At 63.5% G+C, this 18,981-nt stretch carries 17 protein-coding genes; 7 read left to right on the forward strand and 10 right to left on the reverse strand.

Annotated features, from left to right (window positions below; translation table 11 throughout):
• Positions 1-84: 84 nt before the first annotated feature.
• The gene (locus B6V76_RS07920; protein WP_088719216.1) at positions 85-1,320 is read right to left on the reverse strand and encodes an extracellular solute-binding protein; all 1,236 of its coding nucleotides are present in this window, start codon (positions 1,318-1,320) and stop codon (positions 85-87) included.
• 127 nt (positions 1,321-1,447) lie between these two features.
• Between B6V76_RS07920 and B6V76_RS07925 the strand changes: the two genes are divergently transcribed.
• The 5 genes from B6V76_RS07925 to B6V76_RS07945 are packed head-to-tail and all read left to right on the forward strand — an operon-like array spanning position 1,448 to position 7,640.
• Entirely contained in the window at positions 1,448-2,251 is an 804-nt protein-coding gene (locus B6V76_RS07925; protein ID WP_075776399.1) for an IclR family transcriptional regulator, read from the forward strand.
• A gap of 32 nt (positions 2,252-2,283) precedes the next feature.
• Entirely contained in the window at positions 2,284-3,345 is a 1,062-nt protein-coding gene (ugpC, locus tag B6V76_RS07930) for a sn-glycerol-3-phosphate ABC transporter ATP-binding protein UgpC (protein WP_088722044.1), read from the forward strand.
• Positions 3,342-4,262, forward strand: coding sequence for a Gfo/Idh/MocA family oxidoreductase (locus B6V76_RS07935; RefSeq protein ID WP_088727122.1), 921 nt, complete (start codon positions 3,342-3,344; stop codon positions 4,260-4,262). Before ugpC ends, B6V76_RS07935 begins: the two co-directional genes overlap by 4 nt.
• Before the next feature lie 28 nt (positions 4,263-4,290).
• Positions 4,291-5,439 (forward strand): galactonate dehydratase, encoded by a 1,149-nt coding sequence (dgoD, locus tag B6V76_RS07940; protein ID WP_075776402.1) that lies wholly within the window; start codon positions 4,291-4,293, stop codon positions 5,437-5,439.
• 2 nt (positions 5,440-5,441) lie between these two features.
• Complete coding sequence (locus B6V76_RS07945; RefSeq protein WP_088727203.1) at positions 5,442-7,640, forward strand: glycoside hydrolase family 2 TIM barrel-domain containing protein; 2,199 nt, start codon at positions 5,442-5,444, stop codon at positions 7,638-7,640.
• Between the two features lie 244 nt (positions 7,641-7,884).
• Here the strand turns inward: B6V76_RS07945 and B6V76_RS07950 are convergent, their stop codons facing one another.
• Positions 7,885-8,487, reverse strand: a complete 603-nt coding sequence (locus tag B6V76_RS07950) for an autoinducer binding domain-containing protein (RefSeq protein ID WP_157771559.1) — start codon at positions 8,485-8,487, stop codon at positions 7,885-7,887.
• 127 nt (positions 8,488-8,614) lie between these two features.
• On the opposite strand from B6V76_RS07950, the gene B6V76_RS07955 reads away from it, so the two are divergent.
• Positions 8,615-9,085 carry an autoinducer binding domain-containing protein gene (locus B6V76_RS07955; protein WP_088727123.1) on the forward strand — a complete coding sequence of 157 codons (471 nt, stop codon included), beginning with the start codon at positions 8,615-8,617 and terminating at the stop codon, positions 9,083-9,085.
• Positions 9,086-9,155: 70 nt separating this feature from the next.
• Here B6V76_RS07955 and B6V76_RS07960 read toward each other — a convergent pair whose 3' ends face one another.
• The 7 genes from B6V76_RS07960 to B6V76_RS07990 all read right to left on the reverse strand — a co-directional run bounded on the left by B6V76_RS07960 (position 9,156) and on the right by B6V76_RS07990 (position 16,612).
• On the reverse strand, positions 9,156-10,196 hold the full coding sequence (locus tag B6V76_RS07960; RefSeq protein ID WP_088727124.1) for an aldo/keto reductase: 1,041 nt from the start codon (positions 10,194-10,196) through the stop codon (positions 9,156-9,158).
• 9 nt (positions 10,197-10,205) lie between these two features.
• Entirely contained in the window at positions 10,206-10,838 is a 633-nt protein-coding gene (locus tag B6V76_RS07965; RefSeq protein ID WP_206184185.1) for a dihydroxyacetone kinase subunit L, read from the reverse strand.
• Positions 10,839-10,846: 8 nt separating this feature from the next.
• Complete coding sequence (locus tag B6V76_RS07970) at positions 10,847-11,848, reverse strand: dihydroxyacetone kinase subunit DhaK (protein WP_075776406.1); 1,002 nt, start codon at positions 11,846-11,848, stop codon at positions 10,847-10,849.
• Between the two features lie 4 nt (positions 11,849-11,852).
• Positions 11,853-12,908: an ABC transporter permease gene (locus tag B6V76_RS07975; RefSeq protein WP_166504566.1), complete on the reverse strand. Its 1,056-nt coding sequence runs from the start codon at positions 12,906-12,908 to the stop codon at positions 11,853-11,855.
• Positions 12,908-14,437, reverse strand: a complete 1,530-nt coding sequence (locus B6V76_RS07980; RefSeq protein ID WP_088727125.1) for a sugar ABC transporter ATP-binding protein — start codon at positions 14,435-14,437, stop codon at positions 12,908-12,910. The genes B6V76_RS07975 and B6V76_RS07980 overlap by 1 nt, the downstream gene beginning before the upstream one ends.
• A 121-nt stretch (positions 14,438-14,558) precedes the next feature.
• Positions 14,559-15,566, reverse strand: a complete 1,008-nt coding sequence (locus B6V76_RS07985) for a substrate-binding domain-containing protein (RefSeq protein ID WP_075776408.1) — start codon at positions 15,564-15,566, stop codon at positions 14,559-14,561.
• Between the two features lie 32 nt (positions 15,567-15,598).
• Positions 15,599-16,612 (reverse strand): ABC transporter permease, encoded by a 1,014-nt coding sequence (locus B6V76_RS07990; RefSeq protein ID WP_088727126.1) that lies wholly within the window; start codon positions 16,610-16,612, stop codon positions 15,599-15,601.
• A gap of 190 nt (positions 16,613-16,802) precedes the next feature.
• On the opposite strand from B6V76_RS07990, the gene B6V76_RS07995 reads away from it, so the two are divergent.
• Positions 16,803-17,855, forward strand: a complete 1,053-nt coding sequence (locus tag B6V76_RS07995) for a LacI family DNA-binding transcriptional regulator (RefSeq protein WP_075776452.1) — start codon at positions 16,803-16,805, stop codon at positions 17,853-17,855.
• Between the two features lie 33 nt (positions 17,856-17,888).
• Here the strand turns inward: B6V76_RS07995 and B6V76_RS08000 are convergent, their stop codons facing one another.
• Positions 17,889-18,977, reverse strand: coding sequence for a tartrate dehydrogenase (locus B6V76_RS08000; protein ID WP_088727127.1), 1,089 nt, complete (start codon positions 18,975-18,977; stop codon positions 17,889-17,891).
• Positions 18,978-18,981: the final 4 nt, after the last annotated feature.

Below are 18,981 nucleotides of genomic sequence, written 5' to 3' on the forward strand. Positions count from 1 at the left end.
GTGAGACGGTCATCGTCGCACTCCTCGGATCTGGAAAAACAGGAAGGGGCGGCGCCCTGTTACAGACGCCGCCCTCGGGGAGGATCAGTTCTTGTAGACGCGCTGACGCACCTTCTCGAGCCGGTCGAGGATCGCGTCGAGATGATCGGGATAGGCCATGAATTCCTGGAAGCCTTCCATGCCCGCCTTCGCCATCTGCGCCGGTGCGTCACGATCGAAGAACTGCGCGATACCGCCGTCGGCCGTGGACAAGATCTTGAAGCCCGCTTGCAGGAAGGGATCGTCGCCAACCGAGGAGTTCTTGTTGATCGGCAACTGACCGAGGGTCTCGTTCATCTTGGTCTGCACGTCGGCCTTCGCGACATAGGCGAGGAACTTCTTGGCGTCTTCCTTGTTCTTCGCGCCTGCCGGGATATGGATCGTATCGGTCGGCGCTTCTTCGGCACGCGGAATATCCGGGTTGATCGTCGGGAAGTCCATGAAGCCAAGCGTGTCATTGGTCATCCCGCCATCCTTGAAGGTGGCGACGGCGAAGTTGCCCATGACGTAATTCGCAGCCTTGCCCTGAACGATGTTCGACACAGCATCCTGCCAATCGATCGCGGCGACGTTCTTGGTGGTGTAGGGCAGAACCTTCTTCCACTCTGCGAAGACAGCTCTCACGCGGTCGTCCGTCCACGGGATTTCGCCGCTGGTGAGCTTCATGTGGAAGTCGTAGCCATTGGTGCGCAGGTCGAGATAGTCGAAGATCCCGGCCGCCGGCCACAGCGCCTTGGTGCCCGTGGTCAGGCAGTCGACGCCCATCTCCTTGAACTTCTTGCAGTTCGAGATGAACTCGTCCCAGGTCTTGGGCACGTCCACCCCGGCCTTCTTGTACAGGTCTTTGTTATAGTAGATGCCCCACTGGTAGTAGGTGTAGGGCACGCCCCATTGCTTGCCGTCAATGGTCATCGACTTGAGCGCCGAGCCGAGGCTGTCCTTGAGCCCGTTCTCCTCCCAGACATCGGACACATCGGTGAATTGGCCGGCATTGACAAAGGGCGCCATGCGATTGCCCGCATACCAGTTCGCCAGATCGGGACTGTCGGCGGTCAGGAAGTTGCGGATCGCGGTCTTGTAGCCTTCGTGATCGAAGGTGTTCACCTCGACCTTCACATCAGGGTTTTCGGCCTCGAAGCCTTTCACGAGCTGCTCGAAGGCGGCCTTCGGCGCCGGATCGGACGCATCGGTGAAGAGCTTGAGCACGCGCTGTTCGGCCATTGCCGGAATGGCGATCGACCCCATCAGCGCCACGAGCGCGGTGGTTTTCAGGATATTCATTCGGTTCTCCTCCCGTTTCAGTAGCCCACGGCCCAGCGATTTTAGTTTCAAATAATGGAACCGTGTTTTACATATTGAAATGCTGCCGCGAATCTCTCATCCTGTCAACAGTCCTGAGGAGGAGCCCATGAACGACGCCACGCCAAAGCCGGAGAAATCGGACGGCACGGTCGGACGCACGCTGGCCGTGCTCGACCGCGTCGCGGAATTCGGCCGTCCCGTGCGCTTCGCCGAGCTGCTACCGGTCTGCGATCTGCCCAAGGCGACGCTGTATCGCTTCCTGCAAACGCTCACGAACCAGGGGATGCTGTCGCTCGACGAGGACCGTCAGACCTATACGCCGGGCTTGCGTCTCGTGCGCCTCGCCCATGCCGCCTGGGCGCAAAGCTCGCTCGCGCCGATCGCGGCACCCTATCTCGACCAACTGTCGAAGGAGACCGGCCAGACGCTGCACCTCGCTCAGCTCGATCAGGGCATGGTACTCTATGTCGACAAGCGAAACGCCTCGCGCCCGGTCGAGATGTTCTCGCAATCGGGCAAGGTCGGCCCCGCCTATTGCACCGGAGTGGGCAAGGCGATGCTCGCCTATCTCCCCGAGGACGCGCTGCAGAATGCGCTGACGCGGCAGAGCTTCCATCGCTTCACGGAACATACCCTGACCGACGTGACCAGCCTGCGCGCGGAGCTGGAGACCATCCGCAAACGCGGTTTTGCCTGGGATGACGAGGAGCATGAACCCGGCATCCGCTGCATCGCCGCCCCGATCCTGTCGCCTCAGGGCCGCGTCCTGGGCGCGCTCTCGATCACCTCGGCCCAGCCTGACGGTCAAAGACAACTCGAAACCTACGCCCCGCTGATCCTCGAGACGGCGGAGAAGATCGCGAAAGCGGCCAGCCACTGGCGCTTTCCGGAACAGAAACGCGCCGACTGAACCCCGGTGCGCAAAAACAGGGAGGAGACCTTGTGAGCGGAGTCGCATTGGAGAAGATCGTCAAACGGTTTGGCGATGCGGAGGTGATCCACGGCGTCGACCTGACGGTCGAACCGGGGGAATTCTGTGTCTTCGTCGGGCCGTCCGGTTGTGGTAAGTCAACGCTTTTGCGGATGATCGCGGGGTTGGAGGAGACCTCGGACGGTGCGATCCGCATTGGCGGCCGCGAAGTCACGAAAGCCGAACCCGCCGAACGCGGCATCGCTATGGTGTTTCAGACCTACGCGCTCTACCCGCATATGACGGTGGGCGAGAACATGGGCTTCGGGCTGAAGATGAACGGCCATCCCAAGTCTGAAATCTCCGAGAAAGTGCAGGAAGCCGCGCGTATCCTGAAACTGGAGCCGCTTCTGGACCGCAAGCCCGCTGCGCTTTCTGGCGGTCAGCGCCAGCGCGTGGCCATCGGCCGCGCGATCACCCGCGGCCCGGACGTTTTTCTCTTCGACGAGCCGCTGTCGAACCTCGACGCCGAGTTGCGCGTCGAGATGCGCGCTGAGATCGCGCGTCTGCACCGCGAGATCGGGGCGACGATGATCTACGTCACCCACGATCAGGTCGAGGCGATGACGATGGCCGACAAGATCGTCGTGCTGCGCGCGGGCAATATCGAACAGGTCGGAAGCCCGATGGAGCTTTACGACGACCCCGACAATCGCTTCGTCGCGGGCTTCATGGGTTCGCCTTCGATGAACTTCCTCGCCGCGACCGTGGTAGACGGTCAGCTCGACGTGCCTGCTCTGGGGCAGCGCATCGACAGTCCCGTCGCCTTGCCCGCGGATGGCACGAAACTGGAGATCGGCATCCGCCCCAACGCGCTCCGCCTGAGCGGCACGGATGGCAATTTCACCATCGAGATGGCCGAGAACCTCGGCGGCGTGAGCTACGCGCATCTGGACGGCGTGACAGGCGAGCGCGTCGTGGTCGAGACCGATCAGCGTCTCCACGGCGCGGTCGGTGGCAAGACCGGGATCAGCTTCGATCCGGCCTCGGTCTATGTGTTCGACACCAGCACGGGCGCACGGGTGCGCGGATGAGCCTTGCCGTCGGCCTCGTGGGGCTGGGAGCGATCGCCCGCGCCCAGCACCTTCCCGCGATTGCGGAGACGGACGGCGTGCATCTCGCCGCCATCGCGAGCCGCAATGCCACCCTGTCCGACCTGCCGAGCTATCCCGACCTGCGCGCGATGCTCGACGCCGAGCCCGAGATCGGCGCCGTCTCGCTCTGCACCCCGCCGCAGGGGCGGTTCGATCAGGCGATGGCGGTGCTGCGCGCGGGCCGTCACCTGATGCTCGAAAAGCCGCCCGGCATGACGCTGAGCGAAGTCGAGGCGCTGCGCGAGACCGCCGCCAAGGCGGGGCTGACGATCTTCGCCACATGGCATTCGCGCGAGGCGGCAGCAGTGGAGGCGGCACGCCAATGGCTCGCGGGGCGGGAGATTTCCGCCATCCATATCGACTGGCGCGAAGACGTGCGCAAATGGCATCCCGGGCAGGAGTGGATCTGGCAACCCGGCGGGCTCGGCGTCTTCGATCCCGGCATCAACGCACTCTCGATCCTGACCCGCATTCTGCCCCGCCCCGTGCGGCTGACAACAGCCTCGCTGAGCATCCCGCAAGGCCGCCAGACCCCGATCGCTGCCGATCTGGAAATGTGCGCGGGAGAGACCCCGATCAGCGCCGCGTTCGACTGGCGGGAAACGGGTGACGAGCTGTGGCGCATCACCCTTCAGACCGACCGAGGCGCAGCAACGCTCGACAAGGGCGGCGCGGAGTTCAGCACCGATGGCGAGGTAATGGCCACGGGCGAGAACCGCGAGTACGCCAACCTATACGCCCGGATGCGCGATCTGGTGCGCGCCGGACAGAGCGATCTCGACCTCGCGCCGATGCGCCTTGTCGCGGACGCCTTCATCAACGCACGTTTCGCGATCACCGAACCTTTCGACGCCTGATCGCGCCGACCAAACCCCGAGGACCGATATGAAAATTACCGCCATCGAAACCTTCATCGTGCCGCCGCGCTGGTGTTTCGTGAAAATTTCCACCGACGAGGGCATCTCCGGCTGGGGCGAGCCGGTGCTGGAGGGCCGCGCGGCCTCTGTTGCTGCCTGCGTCGAGGAGCTCTCGGACTACCTGATCGGCAAGGACCCCGGCCATATTCAGGACCACTGGACGGTCATGTATCGCGGCGGCTTCTATCGCGGCGGCGGCATCCACATGTCGGCCATCGCCGGGCTCGATCAGGCGCTGTGGGACATCAAGGGCAAGGCGCTAGGCGTGCCTGTCCATTCGCTTCTGGGCGGCCAACAGCGCGACCGCATCCGGGTCTATAGCTGGATCGGCGGCGACCGTCCGGGCGACACGGCGCGGATGGCGCGCGAATGCGGCGACCGGGGTTTCACTGCGGTGAAGATGAACGGCACCGAGGAACTGCAATTCATCGATTCCCACGACAAGATCGACGCCGTGCTGGAACGCGTGCAGGCGATCCGCGAGGAAATGGGCCCCGATTTCGGCATCGGCGTCGACTTCCACGGTCGCGTCCATCGCCCGATGGCCAAGCAGCTCGCGAAAGAACTCGAGCCCTTTAACCTGATGTTCATCGAGGAACCGGTGCTGAGCGAAAACGCCGAGGCGCTGCGCGAGATCGCGAACCATTGCTCGACCCCGATCGCACTGGGTGAGCGGCTCTATACCCGCTGGGATTTCAAATCGATCCTGCAGGGCGGTTACGTCGATATCGTCCAGCCCGACCCCTCGCATTCCGGCGGCATCACCGAGACCTACCGGATCGCGGCGATGGCCGAGGCGCATGACGTGGCTTTGGCGCTGCATTGCCCGCTGGGGCCGATCGCGCTGGCGGCGAACCTCCAGCTCGACGCGGTCTGCTACAACGCCTTCATTCAGGAGCAGTCGCTAGGCATCCATTACAACAAGGGTTCCGACCTGCTCGATTATCTGAGCAACCCGTCGGTCTTCGAATATGACGACGGCTTCGTCGCGATCCCGCAGGGGCCCGGCCTAGGCGTCGAGGTCAACGAGGAGAAAGTCCGTCAGGCGGCTGCGGAAGGTCACCGCTGGCGCAACCCGATCTGGCGCCATGCCGATGGCAGCTTCGCGGAGTGGTAATGATGAGAGAGATCAGCAAACTGAACGGAGGCTGGACCTTCGCGGAAGGCTTCGACGCGGCCAAGGTCGCAGAACTGCTGCAGGGCGAGACGGTCACCCTGCCCCATAACGCCGCCGACCTGCCGATGAGCTATTTCGACGAGCGCGACTTCCAGCGCCCCTTCACCTATCAGCGTGAGATCGCATGGAACGATGCGTGGGCGGGAAAGCTGATCCGGCTGCGGTTCGATGCGGCGATGGCCGATGCGGTGGTCTATGTGAACGGCGCCGAAGTGCTGCGTCACCGCGACGGCTATACGCCCTTCACCGTAGATCTGACGGACCGCTTTGTAGGCGGCAAGGCGTTGGTGACGGTGCATATCGACGGTTCGGAAAACCTCGAGATTCCGCCCTTCGGTGGCCGCATCGACTACCTCACCTATGCCGGGATCTATCGCGACGCCTGGCTCGAGGTGCTGCCCGAGGCCCATATCGCAAGCGTGAAGATCGAGACGCCCGACGTGCTGGCCGAGACCAAGCGCGTTCTGGTCAAGCTCGACGCGCCGGGCCCGGTGGAGGCGGTTCTGTCGGACGCCGAGGGCCACGAGATCGCACGCGGCCAAGGTACGGGCGAAATCAGCTTCGATAGCCTCGCCGATATCACGCTCTGGTCGGTCGAGACGCCCGCGCTCTACACGCTGACGCTGACCTTGATCGAGAGCGGCGACCGCCTCACCCAGCGCTTCGGTTTCCGCCACGCCGAATTCACGCCCGAGGGCTTTTTCCTCAACGGCGAGCGCGTGGTCCTACGCGGCCTCAACCGGCATCAGAGCTTCCCCTATTCGGGCTATGCCCAAGGCAAACGCAGTCAGGAGCGCGACGCGGAAATCCTGCGCTACGATCTGGCCTGCAACATCGCGCGCACCTCGCATTACCCGCAAAGCCCCTATTTCCTCGACCGCTGCGACGAAATCGGCCTCATGGTCTTCGAGGAAATCCCCGGCTGGCAGCATATCGGCGGCGATGTCTGGCAGGATGAATCGGTGCGCAATGTCGAGCGGATGATCCGGCGCGACTGGAACCACCCCTCGATCATCATCTGGGGCGTTCGGATCAACGAGAGCCCCGATGCGGAGGCGTTCTACAAACGCACCAATGCCCTCGCGCATGAGCTGGATGCGACGCGCCCCACCGGCGGCGTGCGCTGCATCACCGACAGCCAACTGCTCGAAGACGTCTACACGATGAACGATTTCATCCTGGGGGATTTCGAACTGCCCTTCTCGAACCGCCCGCGCACGAGCTTGCGCGATCAGCAGGAGGTGACGGGGCTTCCCACGCGCGTGCCCTATCTGGTGACCGAGTATAACGGGCACATGTATCCCACCAAAGCGGGCGACCCCGAGCATCGCCAGCACGAGCATGTGCTGCGCCATCTCGACGTGCTCAACGCCGCCCACGACCCCGATGCCGGGCTTGCGGGCTGCATCGGCTGGTGCATGTTCGACTACAACACCCACAAGGATTTCGGCGCGGGCGACCGGATCTGTCATCACGGTGTGATGTCGATCTTCCGCGAGCCGAAATTCGCGGCCTACGCCTATGCCAGCCAGCGCGATCCCGACGAGGCGATCGTGATGGAGCCGGTCACCGTATGGTCGCGCGGCGAGCGAAATATCGGCGGGGTGATCCCGCTGATCGTGCTGACCAATTGCGACGAGGTGGAGTTGTCCTACGCCGACGTGGTCAAGCGCGTCGGGCCCGACCGCACACGCTTCCCGCATCTGCCCCATGCGCCAGTCGTCATCGATTACGACCATTTCACCCCCGACGAGGTGACCGCCTGGGGGGAGAGCTGGCATGCGGGCCGCCTGCGCGGATACCTGAACGGGGAGTTGGTGATCGAGCGCGACTTCCCCGCCGACGCGATGTTCGACCGGCTGGAAGTGGCGCCCGATGTCACCGAAGCCGAGGCCGATCCGAGCGACGAGATCCGGGTGATGATCCGCGCTCGCGATCAGGCAGGCAACAAGCTGCATTTCCTAAACGAGCCGGTGTTCCTAGACGTCGAAGGTCCGGCGAAGCTGATCGGCCCCGATTGCGTGGCGCTCGCGGATGGCGCGACCGGCTGCTGGCTCCGCCTGACGGGTGAGCGCGGCAAGATCAGGGTGACCGCGCGGCTTCGTGACAAAATCGAGTCGGTGGAAATTGCGGCGCTGTGATTGGCAAGGGCGCAGGAGCGTATCGCTCGCGCCCTCTCCATCGCAGACTATCGATGAAGATTGACCGCGCGACGCAGGCGATGCGCGATCACCTGTCGCGGATTCTCGATCAGATCGACCGCATCCAGGACGATCACACCGAGCTTTTCGAGGTCGCACCACAGAGCTGAGCTCGGGACGGGGTGAATTATATCCAAGGCCCTGCCCGCCGAGTCCGCTTGCATCAGCGAGGCGGTCGGGACTCTTACAGGAGGCCTCGGCTCGCGGCGATGCTCGCAGCCTCTCGCAAGGTCTTCGCCCCGAGCCGGTCCGCAGCGCCCCTGAGCCGCGCCTTGACGCCCCCGACGGAGAGCTGCAATTCGTGGGCGACCTGCTTGTGGAGATAGCCTTTGGAATAGAGTTGGAGCGCTTCCATTTGCGCCTCGGTCGGCATCTCGGGCTCGTCCGAATGGATGCGCGAGAGAACCCTCTCGATCTCTTTCATTTCGGAAACCCGAAGCTCCCGGTCTGAGCGCGCAAAGATGCCAAGGCTCCGCTTCGGCATCTCCTGCGTCCCGTGGATCGACACGACACCTCCGAATTCGAAGCCGAAAGACCGATAGTCGCGCATGAAGCTCGTGCCGACGAAGCTGTCTATTTCGCCCCACCGCGCATAGCCCGAATTTTCCTGGCACCAGCGCAGCAGCGGGTCGGCCAGCGCCAACCCGGAAAACGTGTAATGATTGATCCATTCAGGTGGAAACAGGTTCAACTCGGCTTCGGGCGCGAAAAAGCCAGCCCGCAAGGCGACGTAGCAGCCTGCTGGAGCGAGATCGGCGAAAAGGCTCTGGTGATCACGAAGAATCATGCCGTTTCGAACTTCCATTCTGTCCGAGTGCTCAATAGTCACTACGGAAGTGCGGCTCGGTTGGACCAAGATAGTTCCGCAATGCGTTGGTCGAGGGATTCACTGAACATAATACAAGGGTAGCTGCATGATCGATGTGCGTACATTGCGCCGGAAATTGCAACTTATGAGTGCAATATCAGACTGGAAATTCGCCTTAGGGCTGCATGTGCGCTTTGCAAACCCTACACTCCTATACCAGACATATCCACAGGAATGGATCGATTTCTATACTGCGAACGGTCTCGTGTTCCGGGACCCGACGGTCAGATGGGCCATGACGCATACAGGCATTTGCGATTGGTCCGAACTCGCGGAGCAGGACGAGAGCAACGTGTTCGGTCAAGCGGCCGAGTTCGGACTGCGCTATGGGAAGGCCGTCGCTGTCGGCGACGAGACCCGGTCCGCCGGTTTCTTCGCCCATCCTTCGCGAAGGATCGAACAGGCCGAAGTCGAGGAAGCGCACGCACTCCTCAAGCAATTGCACGACATGACGAAGGGCGTGGAACTTATGCCTGCGGAAGAGTTGAAGCGCCTCCGGGCCGAACTGCCTCCCTGAGGTCTTCGCGCGGCACGAAACGAGTTCGCCCGTGCCGGGCGATAGCTTAAGTTGATCCCGCCGGGCTCGATTAGCCCGTCACGATCCCGTCCGCCGGGCCGAAGCGCGGCTTGGCGAATTGTTCCTGATGCCACAGCGGGTAGATCAGCGGCGGGCGGCTGACCTCGTCGAGGCGGGCGAGATCTTCGGTGGAGAGCTTGACGTCGAGCGCGCGGAAGTTGCGCTCGAACTGCGCCACCGTGCTACCGCCGACCACCAGCGAGGCAACGCCAGGACGGGTGAGCAGCCATGCCAGCGCGATCTGCGCAGCTTCGACGCCATGCGCCTCGCCCAATTCGTTGAGCACATCGACGATCTTCCAGAGCCGCTCCTGATCGCGGATCGGCGGTTCGGTCCAACCCTTCGCCTGACGGCTCCCCTCGGCCACCGGATTGTCGCGGGTGTGTTTGCCCGACAGCAGCCCCGCCGCAAGCGGGCTCCAGACGGTCGCGCCGACGCCCTGATCGACCGCGATCGGCAAAAGCTCGTATTCCGCCTCGCGCGCCTCGAGCGTGTAGTGGATCTGTTGCGTAACGAACCGCGCCCGACCCGGCTTCTCCGAGGCCATCAGCGATTTCATGACCTGCCAGCCGGTATAGTTCGAGCAGCCCGCATAGCGGATCTTACCCTGGTCGATCAGCGTTTGCAGGGCTTCGAGCGTTTCCTCGACGGGGGTTTGGCCGTCCCATTCGTGGATATGATAGATGTCGATGTGATCGGTGCGCAGACGTTTCAGGCTGCGCTCACATTCGCGGATCAGGTGCCAGCGGCTCGCGCCCTCGCCATTGGGGCCGTCATCGATCGGCATGCGAGCTTTCGACGAGATCAGCACCTTGTCACGGCGGCCTTCCAGCGCCTCGCCCACGATCTCTTCGGCGGAGCCGGTGGAATACATGTTCGCCGTGTCGATCAGGTTCACACCGTGGTCGATCACGCAATCGAACAGGTCGCGGGCCTCGGCCACGCCCTGACTGCCGACCATCGCGAAGGGACCTTCGCCGCCGAAGGTGAAAGTGCCCATCGCGAGGGCCGAAACCTTCAGCCCGCTCCGTCCCAGCGTATTATAGTGCATGTCCCTCTCCTACGCGCCCAAGGCAGCGCTTGTCTCTTCGATGAGGATGCAGGCGACGGTGCCGCCCGCGTCCTGAATTCCCTTGGATTTCTCGCCGAACGCGGCAGCCTTGCCGTGCTGGGCTTCCATCTCCTTGGTCGCCTCCAGCGCCTCTTTCGCAGCTTGGGCTGCTGCGTGTGATGCCTCGGCGGGCGATGCGCCCGCCTGCGCCTGCGCGGCGATGGTCTCGGCGACCGGGTGCAGCACGTCGAGTACGGTCTTGTCACCCAGCTGCGCCTTGCCGCGCTGCGCGATCCCGTCGCGGAAGGCAGCCCAGAAATCGGCCAGCGCGGCGGTGTCCATCACTTCCGCACCGTCGAGTGCCTTCGCCCCACGCAGGAAACCCGTTGCCATCAGCGTGCCCATGGTCGAGGGCGCGGCTTTCGCGATCGCGGCGCCCGCGGCCTTCATCCCATCTGCCAGCGTCTCGGGCGCCTTTTCCTCAAGGGCGGCCGCTGCGGCGGCGAAACCCTTCGCCATGGTCAGACCCAGATCGCTGTCGCCGACCTTGCCGTCGAGCTCGATCAGGGCCTGTTTCTCGGCGGCGAACCGATCCCGATAGCGGTTGAACAGACCGGGCAGCGCACTTGCATTCATCGTCATGGCAGCCCTCACTTCGCGATATGCTTGAAGAACGGCGTCGTCGCGCTGCGTTCGATGAGCGGCTTCAGCTCGTCATCGAGATGCAGGACCGAGATCGAGGCGCCCGCCATCTCCATCGAGGTCGCGAATTCACCGATCCAGACCTGCGCGATGGTCACGTTGCGCTCTGCGAACAGCTGCGAGATGCGGCGGTAGAAGATGTAGAGCTCTTCCATCGGCGTCGCGCCCAGCCCGTTGACGATGATCGCAACCTCATCGCCTGCCGCGTAGTCCTGCTCGGCGAAGATGCGCTCCATCATCTCGTCAACGACGGCATCGGCAGGCTCGAGCGTCTTGCGGGTGATCCCCGGCTCGCCATGGATGCCCATGCCGATTTCCATCTCGTCTTCGCCGAGCGTGAAGCTGGGCTTGCCGACCTCGGGAACGATACAGGGCGTCAGCGCCACGCCCATTGTGCGGGTGCGCGCCTTCGCCTTCTCGGTCAGACGGACGACCTCGGAGAGCGGCTTCATCTCGGCGGCGGCGGCTCCCGCGACCTTGTAGAGGAAGACGATCCCGGCGACGCCGCGGCGCTTGTGTTCCTCGCCCGGCTTGGAGGAGGCCACATCGTCATTGCCGACCACGGTGGCGGTTTCGATATCGTCGACCTCGGCCAGTTCCCCGGCGAGGTCGAAGTTCATGATGTCGCCGCTGTAATTCCCGTAGAGATAGAGAACCCCTGCCCCCTGATCGACATGCTTTGTCACTTCGAGGATCTGGTCCGAGCTGGGCGACTGGAACACGCCGCCGACACCCGCACCGTCGAGCATCCCGTCGCCGACATAGCCGAGGAACAGCGGCAGGTGGCCGGAGCCGCCCCCCGTCACGATCCCAACCTTGCCGGGGACCGGGTTCGCCGTCACGAAGCAATGCAGATCGTCCGCGACATGGGTCACTTCCGGATGGGCGGCGTAAATCCCCTCCAGCATCTCTTCGACGAAATCTTCGGGTTTGTTGAGAAACTTCTTCATCGGATCACTCTGCTTTGCGTTGCTTGGGTTTTTGCTTGCGGCGCACGAAGAAGGCCGCTGCGAGAAGGATGAACGCGCCCACGACAAGGCGCTGCCAGGTGCTGGGGATGCCCACCAGAACCAGCGTGTTGCTGACCACGGTGATCAGGAGAACACCGGCCACGGTGCCCAGCACCGAGCCCGTGCCGCCGGTGATCCGCGCCCCGCCGAGAACGACGGCGGCGATCACCTCGATCTCGGTGCCGACCAGATCGAACGGGTTGGCCATGCGGGTCGCGCTGACATGGATGATGCCTGCGAGACCTGCGAGCGCCCCCGCGAAGGCGAAGACGAAGACATGCACCACGCGCTGGCCATAGCCGAGCCGCGCCGCGACCTCCGGGTTGCCGCCGGTAGCAAAGATCGCCCGCCCCATCAGCGTGCGGTCAAACAGGAACCAGGCCAGCCCGACGACGACCGGGAAGATCAGGAAATAGGCGGGCAGATCGACGGTCACGCCATTGGCGCCCTGAAACTGGTAGAGCGCGGCCTTCCCGAAGGCGGTCATCTGCGGCGGAAGCTCCATCAGCCAAACCGTACCCACGAAGGCCAGCAGGATACCGCGGAACAGGTATTGCGTGCCGATCGTGACGATCAGCGAGGGCACGCGCAGCCCGTGAACCAGAAGGCCGTTCACCGCGCCCAAAAGCGCACCGGCCACAACGGCAATCGCGATGATCGCCGCCATCGGCAGATCGGGCGCCACGGTGATCACGAATTTCGTAAGCGAATACATTGTCAGCGCCGCGATCGCGGTGAAGGAGACGTCGATGCCCCCTGCCGCGAGAATGGCGAAGACACCGAGCGCGAAGAGCCCGGTCACCACGCTCGCGCGGCCCATATCGATGAGCGAGCCCGGCTGCAGAAAGTTGGGGTTGATGATCGACACCGCCACGCAGATCACGACGAGGATGGTCAGCGTCACCATCTCGGGGCGACGTCGCAGGGTCTCCCAAATCGTCAGTTTGTCCTCGGGACGTTTGGGCGTTGATCGGTCATTCATCTCTTGCACCATGGTCATCAGGCAGCCTCGTTCGCCGAGCCAAGCATCGATTGGTAAATACGGTTCTCGTCGGTGGTCACGGCGTCGAGTTCATCGACGAGGCGACCGCGATTCATCACGAGGATCCGGTCGCAGTTCTGCAGCAGTTCCGGCAGGTCGTCGGAGACGATGATCAGCCCGATCCCGCGCTCCGCCATCGCCTGGATCGCGCGGTAGATCGTGTCCTTCGACCCGACATCGACGCCGACGGTCGGGCCATGAAGCACCAGCAATTTCGGCTCGATGCTGAGCCACCGGCCGATCAGCACGCGCTGCTGGTTGCCGCCCGAGAGCGCCGAGACCGGCAGGTCGATATTGCCGGTATTGAGGTTCATCGCCTCGGAAATCTTGCTCGCCGCCTCGCGCCCCTTGCGCTTGTCGACGACGCCCCCGCGCCCACGGAGCCGGTCGAGGATCAGCGTCACCTCGTTCTGGTAGATCGACTTCTGCAGGAATAGCCCTTCGGAGAGGCGGTCCTCGGGGACATAGCCGATGCCGCGTGCAATCGCGTCCGCGGGGGAGTCGAGATGCACCCGCGCACCGGAAATCTCGATATGGCCGGAGCTCAGCGATTGATGGCCGGCCAGCGCGAGCGCGACCTCGTTGCGACCGGAATCCGAAAGACCGGTGATGCCAAGCACCTCGCCAGCCTTCAGCGAGAAGGCGACATCCTCGAAGTCCGCGCCGGAGCTCGCCCCCTCGACGCGCAGCACCTCTTCGGCCCGCGGCGTGCCATTGCGGTAGCGCATCGTGTCCAGTTCGCGCCCGGTCATCAGATGCGAAAGTTCGGCGCGGGAATAGTCCGCGATTGGGCCCTGCGAGATACACTCGCCATCGCGGAAGATGATCGCTTGCCCGCCGATGCGGTAGCACTCCTCCAGTTTGTGGGTCACGAACAGCACCGCCACGTCGCGTTCGAGCAATTTGCCGACCAGTTCGATCAGCGCGTCGACCTCGTGCCGGGTGAGCGAAGTGGTCGGCTCGTCCATGATAACCAGCCGCGCGTCGGCGGCGATGGCCCGCGCGATGGCGACGCGCTGCCGGATCGCAAGCGGCAGATCCCCGACCATTGTGTTAAGGAGTTTCGCCGTCGGCTCCAGCCCGACATTACGGATTGCCTCGCGGGCCGTTTCGCGCAGACGGCGGCGGTTCAGCAGCCGCATCAGGCGCCCGTTGCCGCTCACCAGTTGGTCGCCAAGCGCGACATTTTCCACGACGGAGAGGTTCGGCAGCAGGGAGAGGTCCTGATAGACCGTCTCGATCCCCGCTTCGAGCGACTGGATCGGCGACAGCTCGCTATGCGCCTGCCCATCGAGCACGATCTCTCCCTCGCTGGGCGCATGGGCGCCCGAAATAATCTTGATGAAGGTGCTCTTGCCGCAGCCATTCTCGCCCAGCAGGTGATAGGCGACACCAGTGTCGATCGTTACGTCGACGCCGCGCAGCGCGTGAACACCGCCAAAGCGTTTGTGGATGCCGCGCAGCTCCAGAAAATGTCCGTCTGACATCTGATTGCTCCCCCTGAACACCGGTCTTTTCCGTCCCATGCGCCGCAGCTCCTCCAGCCTAGGCACGGGCGGTTCGAAAGCCGGCCGGGGCTGCCCCCCGGCCGACCGATTTTTTCACGTCTTAGAAAAGGGTCTCTTTGTAGGTATCCTTATCGACGAGAACCATGCCGTTACCCACGACGAGCACGCCGTCACCGGCACCGGGGCGCACGCTGACACTGTGGTAGCCGTCGACACCCAGATCCATGCCGTCGGTGATCTCTTCACCCGCGAGGATCTTGGTGGCCAGCGAGTTCATCGCCATACCGGCCTTCTGCGGATCCCAGAAACCGATCGCGGTGATCGCCCCGCTGTCGAGATAGGCCGCCGAGGGGTTCGGCAGACCGGTGCCCACAAGGCAGACCTTGCCGGCCAGACCGGCTTCTTCGATCGCGCGACCGACGCCGAGCACATCATTGCCCGCCGAAGTCTGGAAGCCCTTGATATCCGGGTGCTTGCGCAGGATTTCCTTGGCTTTCTCGTAGGTGCCCTGGGCGTCGTCGAAGCTTTCGTTGTTCGGATCGACGAGTTCCATATCCGGGTATTTCTTCGCGTTCTCCTCGCCCGCGCCGACCCATTGCATGTGGGTGCGGCTGCCCAGCGAGCCGACGAAGGTCGTCCACTTGCCCTTGCCGCCCATGCACTTGGCCAGACGCTCGTTCAGCGCCGCACCATATTCCGCGTTATCGAAGGCTTCGACATCGGCCATGGTGTTCTTCTGGTTGTCGGCCTCGTGGGTTACGACGACGATGCCGCGATCCATCGCGCGCTTGAGCACGCCTTCGAGGATCGCCGGATCCATCGGCACGACGGCCAGCGCATCGACGCCGCGCGCGACGAGATCCTGCACGATCTGCAGCTGCTGGGCGGAATCCGCCGTGGCGGGGCCGACCTGCTCGATCTTCATGTCGGGATGTTCCTGCGCGTATTTCTCGACACCGGTTTTCATCCGGTCGAACCACGGGATACCGCTGATCTTGACGACCGTGGTGATCGACTTGCCTTCCTGCGCTGCGACCCCTTGTGCGCCAGCCAGCATTGCGGCCGTGGTCGCGGCCAACAGGCCGATTTTCAGTCCTTTGAATGCCATGATGATCTCCTCCCTGGATTACATTCTTCGGCTCAGTGTTTCGGAGCGCGCGCCGCGCGCCCCAGCGAAAAGCGTGTGACGACCTGGTCGACCAGCTCGAAGCGGTTGACCGCGAGGAAGCACAGCAGCAGCGCGCCCCAGGCGAAATCCCGCACGAAATTCGAGAACCCGACGAAGTTCAGCAGGCTCGACAGAAGCTGCAGCGTGATCGCCGAAAGCACGACATTCACGATGCGCCCATAGCCGCCCTCGGGCCGCACCCCCGCCATCACCGCGACAAGGATCGCGATCAGGAGATAAGAGGTACCGTAGTCCCATTTCACGTTGATGTTCCGCGCCGCGATGATGACCCCGGCCAGACCGGCCATCAGCCCCGACAGCGCGTAGGTCGTGATCAGGATGCGGTCGCGGTTGAAGCCGCTGAACAGCGCCGCCTTCGGGTTGGCGCCGGTCAGCATCAGCTTCATCCCGTAGGGCGTGAAGCGCAGCACCCCGCCCAGGATCAAAGCAGCGCCGAGGAAGATCAGGAAGCTCGCCGGCACTCCGAAGATCAGGCCATTGCCCAGATCGTAGAGCGCGGGCGGCGATCCGATCGTCACCGAGCGCCCTTCCGAGAACACGACCGCCGCGCCGGTGAAGGCCATCTGCGTGCCCAAGGTGCACAGGATCGGCGTGATCTCGAAACGCGAGATCAGAAATCCGTTCAGCGCACCGCCCAGCACGCCGATGATCAGACATCCCCCGGCGAAGGTGATAGTGAACAGCACGGGCGCTTCGTCGACCGGGAAGATCGACAGCGCAACAAGCCCCGAGGCCACGCCCGAGAGGTTCGCAAGCGCGATCCCCGACAGGTCGATCCCACCGTTGCCGGAGCACATCGCCAGCATCACGCCGATCGCGAGCAGCCCGATCTCGGGCACCTGGTTCGCCATCGATTGCAGATTGTAGATCGAAAGGTAATTGCCGCCGGATGCCGCCCCGCCGACTGCTAGAAGCAGCACGATGAGCACGGACAACACAAACAGGTTCCCATCCAGTTTCGACATCTCCTCCCCCGCGCCGTTTACTGAAGAATTATCTTATTTACTAAATTCGTACTATTATGTTTACTAAAGTCAACCCCGTTTGTTCACTAGCTGCTTCGAGCGCGAGCGAATAAAAAGACCGAACTTTCCGAAGGCCCGTTGTGCAGTGCGGGAGGTTCGCCCATAGATTGAAGGCCACATGAGCGACACGATGGAAATTGAGCCAAAAAAGCCGGTCACCCTGCGCGAAGTTGCCGGGCACGCGGGGGTTTCCGCTGCCACCGTTTCGCTGGTCCTGAACGACAAGGGCGACATCTCGGAGGCCACCCGCGCCCGCGTTTTGGAAGCGGTGGAGGCGTTGAACTACACCCCGCGCTCGAATCGGGCGCGGACTGAAGTCACCAACACGATCCGCTTTCTCAAGATCGCGCGCCACGGCCAGACGGTGAATCGCGACCACAACCACTTCATCTCGGATTATATCGACGGGATGTCTTTCGAGGCGCTTCGCCGCGACTACGCGCTGCAGGTCGTGAGCTACGAACAGGAATCGCTGCATCAACTGTTGTCGAGCCTGGACGGCTCGGAACCGCGCGGCATCGTCGTGCTCGGCACCGAACTTTCACGCGAAGATATCGAGACGATCATCGAGCGCGCGCCGCTGCCGACCGTGCTCATCGACACCTACCACCCGTTCCTGAAGGCGAATTTCGTCGATATGGACAACGATCAACTCGTCTACGATGCGCTCTCGCATCTGGTTTCGCGCGGCTTTCGCAAGATCGGCTATGTCGGAAGTTACAGCGAGGTGATGAACTTCCGGCTGCGTCAAACGGCGTTCCGGAACGCGGCCGCAGCGTTCGGATTGCAGAGCGAGGACGCGCAGGAACTTTCGGTGAAGTCGACGCTGGACGGCGCCTATGAAGAAGCCTTGACCCAGTTGGGCGACCGGCCTCTCGCGGATGCTTATTTCTGTGCGAATGACATCATCGCCTTCGGCTTCGTAAGGGCCTTGCGCGAATTGGGCCACAGAGTGCCGGAAGATGTTTCGGTCGTGGGCTTCGACAACCTTCCGACCTCGAGCGTCTTCGATCCGCCCCTGACTTCGGTCGACGTTCCGAAAGCGCGCATCGGCGCGATGGCGATCCGCCTGCTCGACGACCTCATCGCGACGGACGAGCGAGACCAATCTCCGGTGAAGGTCCTGATGACGGGCGAACTGGTTGTGCGCGATAGCGTGGCGGATTTCAAACCACGGCGCTGAAACGCGAGAGCTTCTGAAGCTGCGACGTAACTTTCAGCTGCCCCCCACTATCTCGTCGAGCGCACGGCAGAGCCGTTCCGTCACCTGCGCAGTGCCGGACGTGCCGCCGAGGTCGCGGGGGCGGCTTTCGGAATCCGCCGTCACGAGTTCGATCGCGCGCATCATTTGCGCCCCTGCGTCGATCTCTCCGAGGTGCTCCAACATCATCGCCGCGCTCCAGAAGGTGCCGATGGGATTTGCGACGCCCTTGCCGGTGATGTCGAAGGCGGAGCCATGGATCGGCTCGAACATCGAGGGCGCAGCGCGCTCGGGGTTGAGGTTGGCCGTGGGCGCGATGCCGATAGAGCCGGCGAGCGCCGCAGCCAGATCCGAGAGGATGTCGGCGTGCAGGTTCGTGGCGACGATCGTGTCGAGCGAACGCGGATCGAGCGTCATGCGCACGGTCATCGCGTCGACCAGCATCCGGTCCCACGTCACGTCGGGAAACTCGGCCGCGATCTCGGCGGCGATTTCGTCCCAGAGCACGAGCCCGTAGCGCTGCGCGTTGGATTTCGTGACGACCGTCAGCCGTTTGCGCGGACGTGCCTGGGCCTGCGAGAAAGCCACGCGCATGATGCGTTCGACGCCCGTGCGGGTGAAGATGGCGGTCTCGGTGGCGACCTCATGCGGCTGGCCGCGATGGCTGCGCCCGCCCTGCCCCGCATATTCGCCCTCGGAATTCTCGCGCACGATGAGCCAGTCCAGGTCGTCCGGGCCGACACCCGCAAGCGGGCTCGACAGGCCGGGCAGGATCCGGGTGGGCCGCAGGTTCGCGTATTGATCGAGCCCCTGACAGATCGCGAGGCGCAGCCCCCAGAGCGTCAGGTGATCGGGCACGTCCGGCGCGCCGACCGCGCCGAAGAGGATCGCGTCATAGGCCCGCAGCGCGTCGACCCCGTCTGCGGGCATGAACATGCCTTCGCGCTGATAGCGTTTCGAGCCCCAGTCGAAGCGGTCGATCTCCAGCCGGAATGCGTTGGTCTGGCGGCTCAGGTGATCGAGCGCCGTCAGCGCGGCGTCGACCACCTCCGGCCCGATCCCGTCGCCGGGGATGGCCGCAATACGATGCACCCGGGTCGTCATGGCC

It is taken from the genome of Thioclava sp. IC9 (genome assembly GCF_002213225.1).
Classification (GTDB): Bacteria; Pseudomonadota; Alphaproteobacteria; order Rhodobacterales; family Rhodobacteraceae; genus Thioclava; species Thioclava nitratireducens.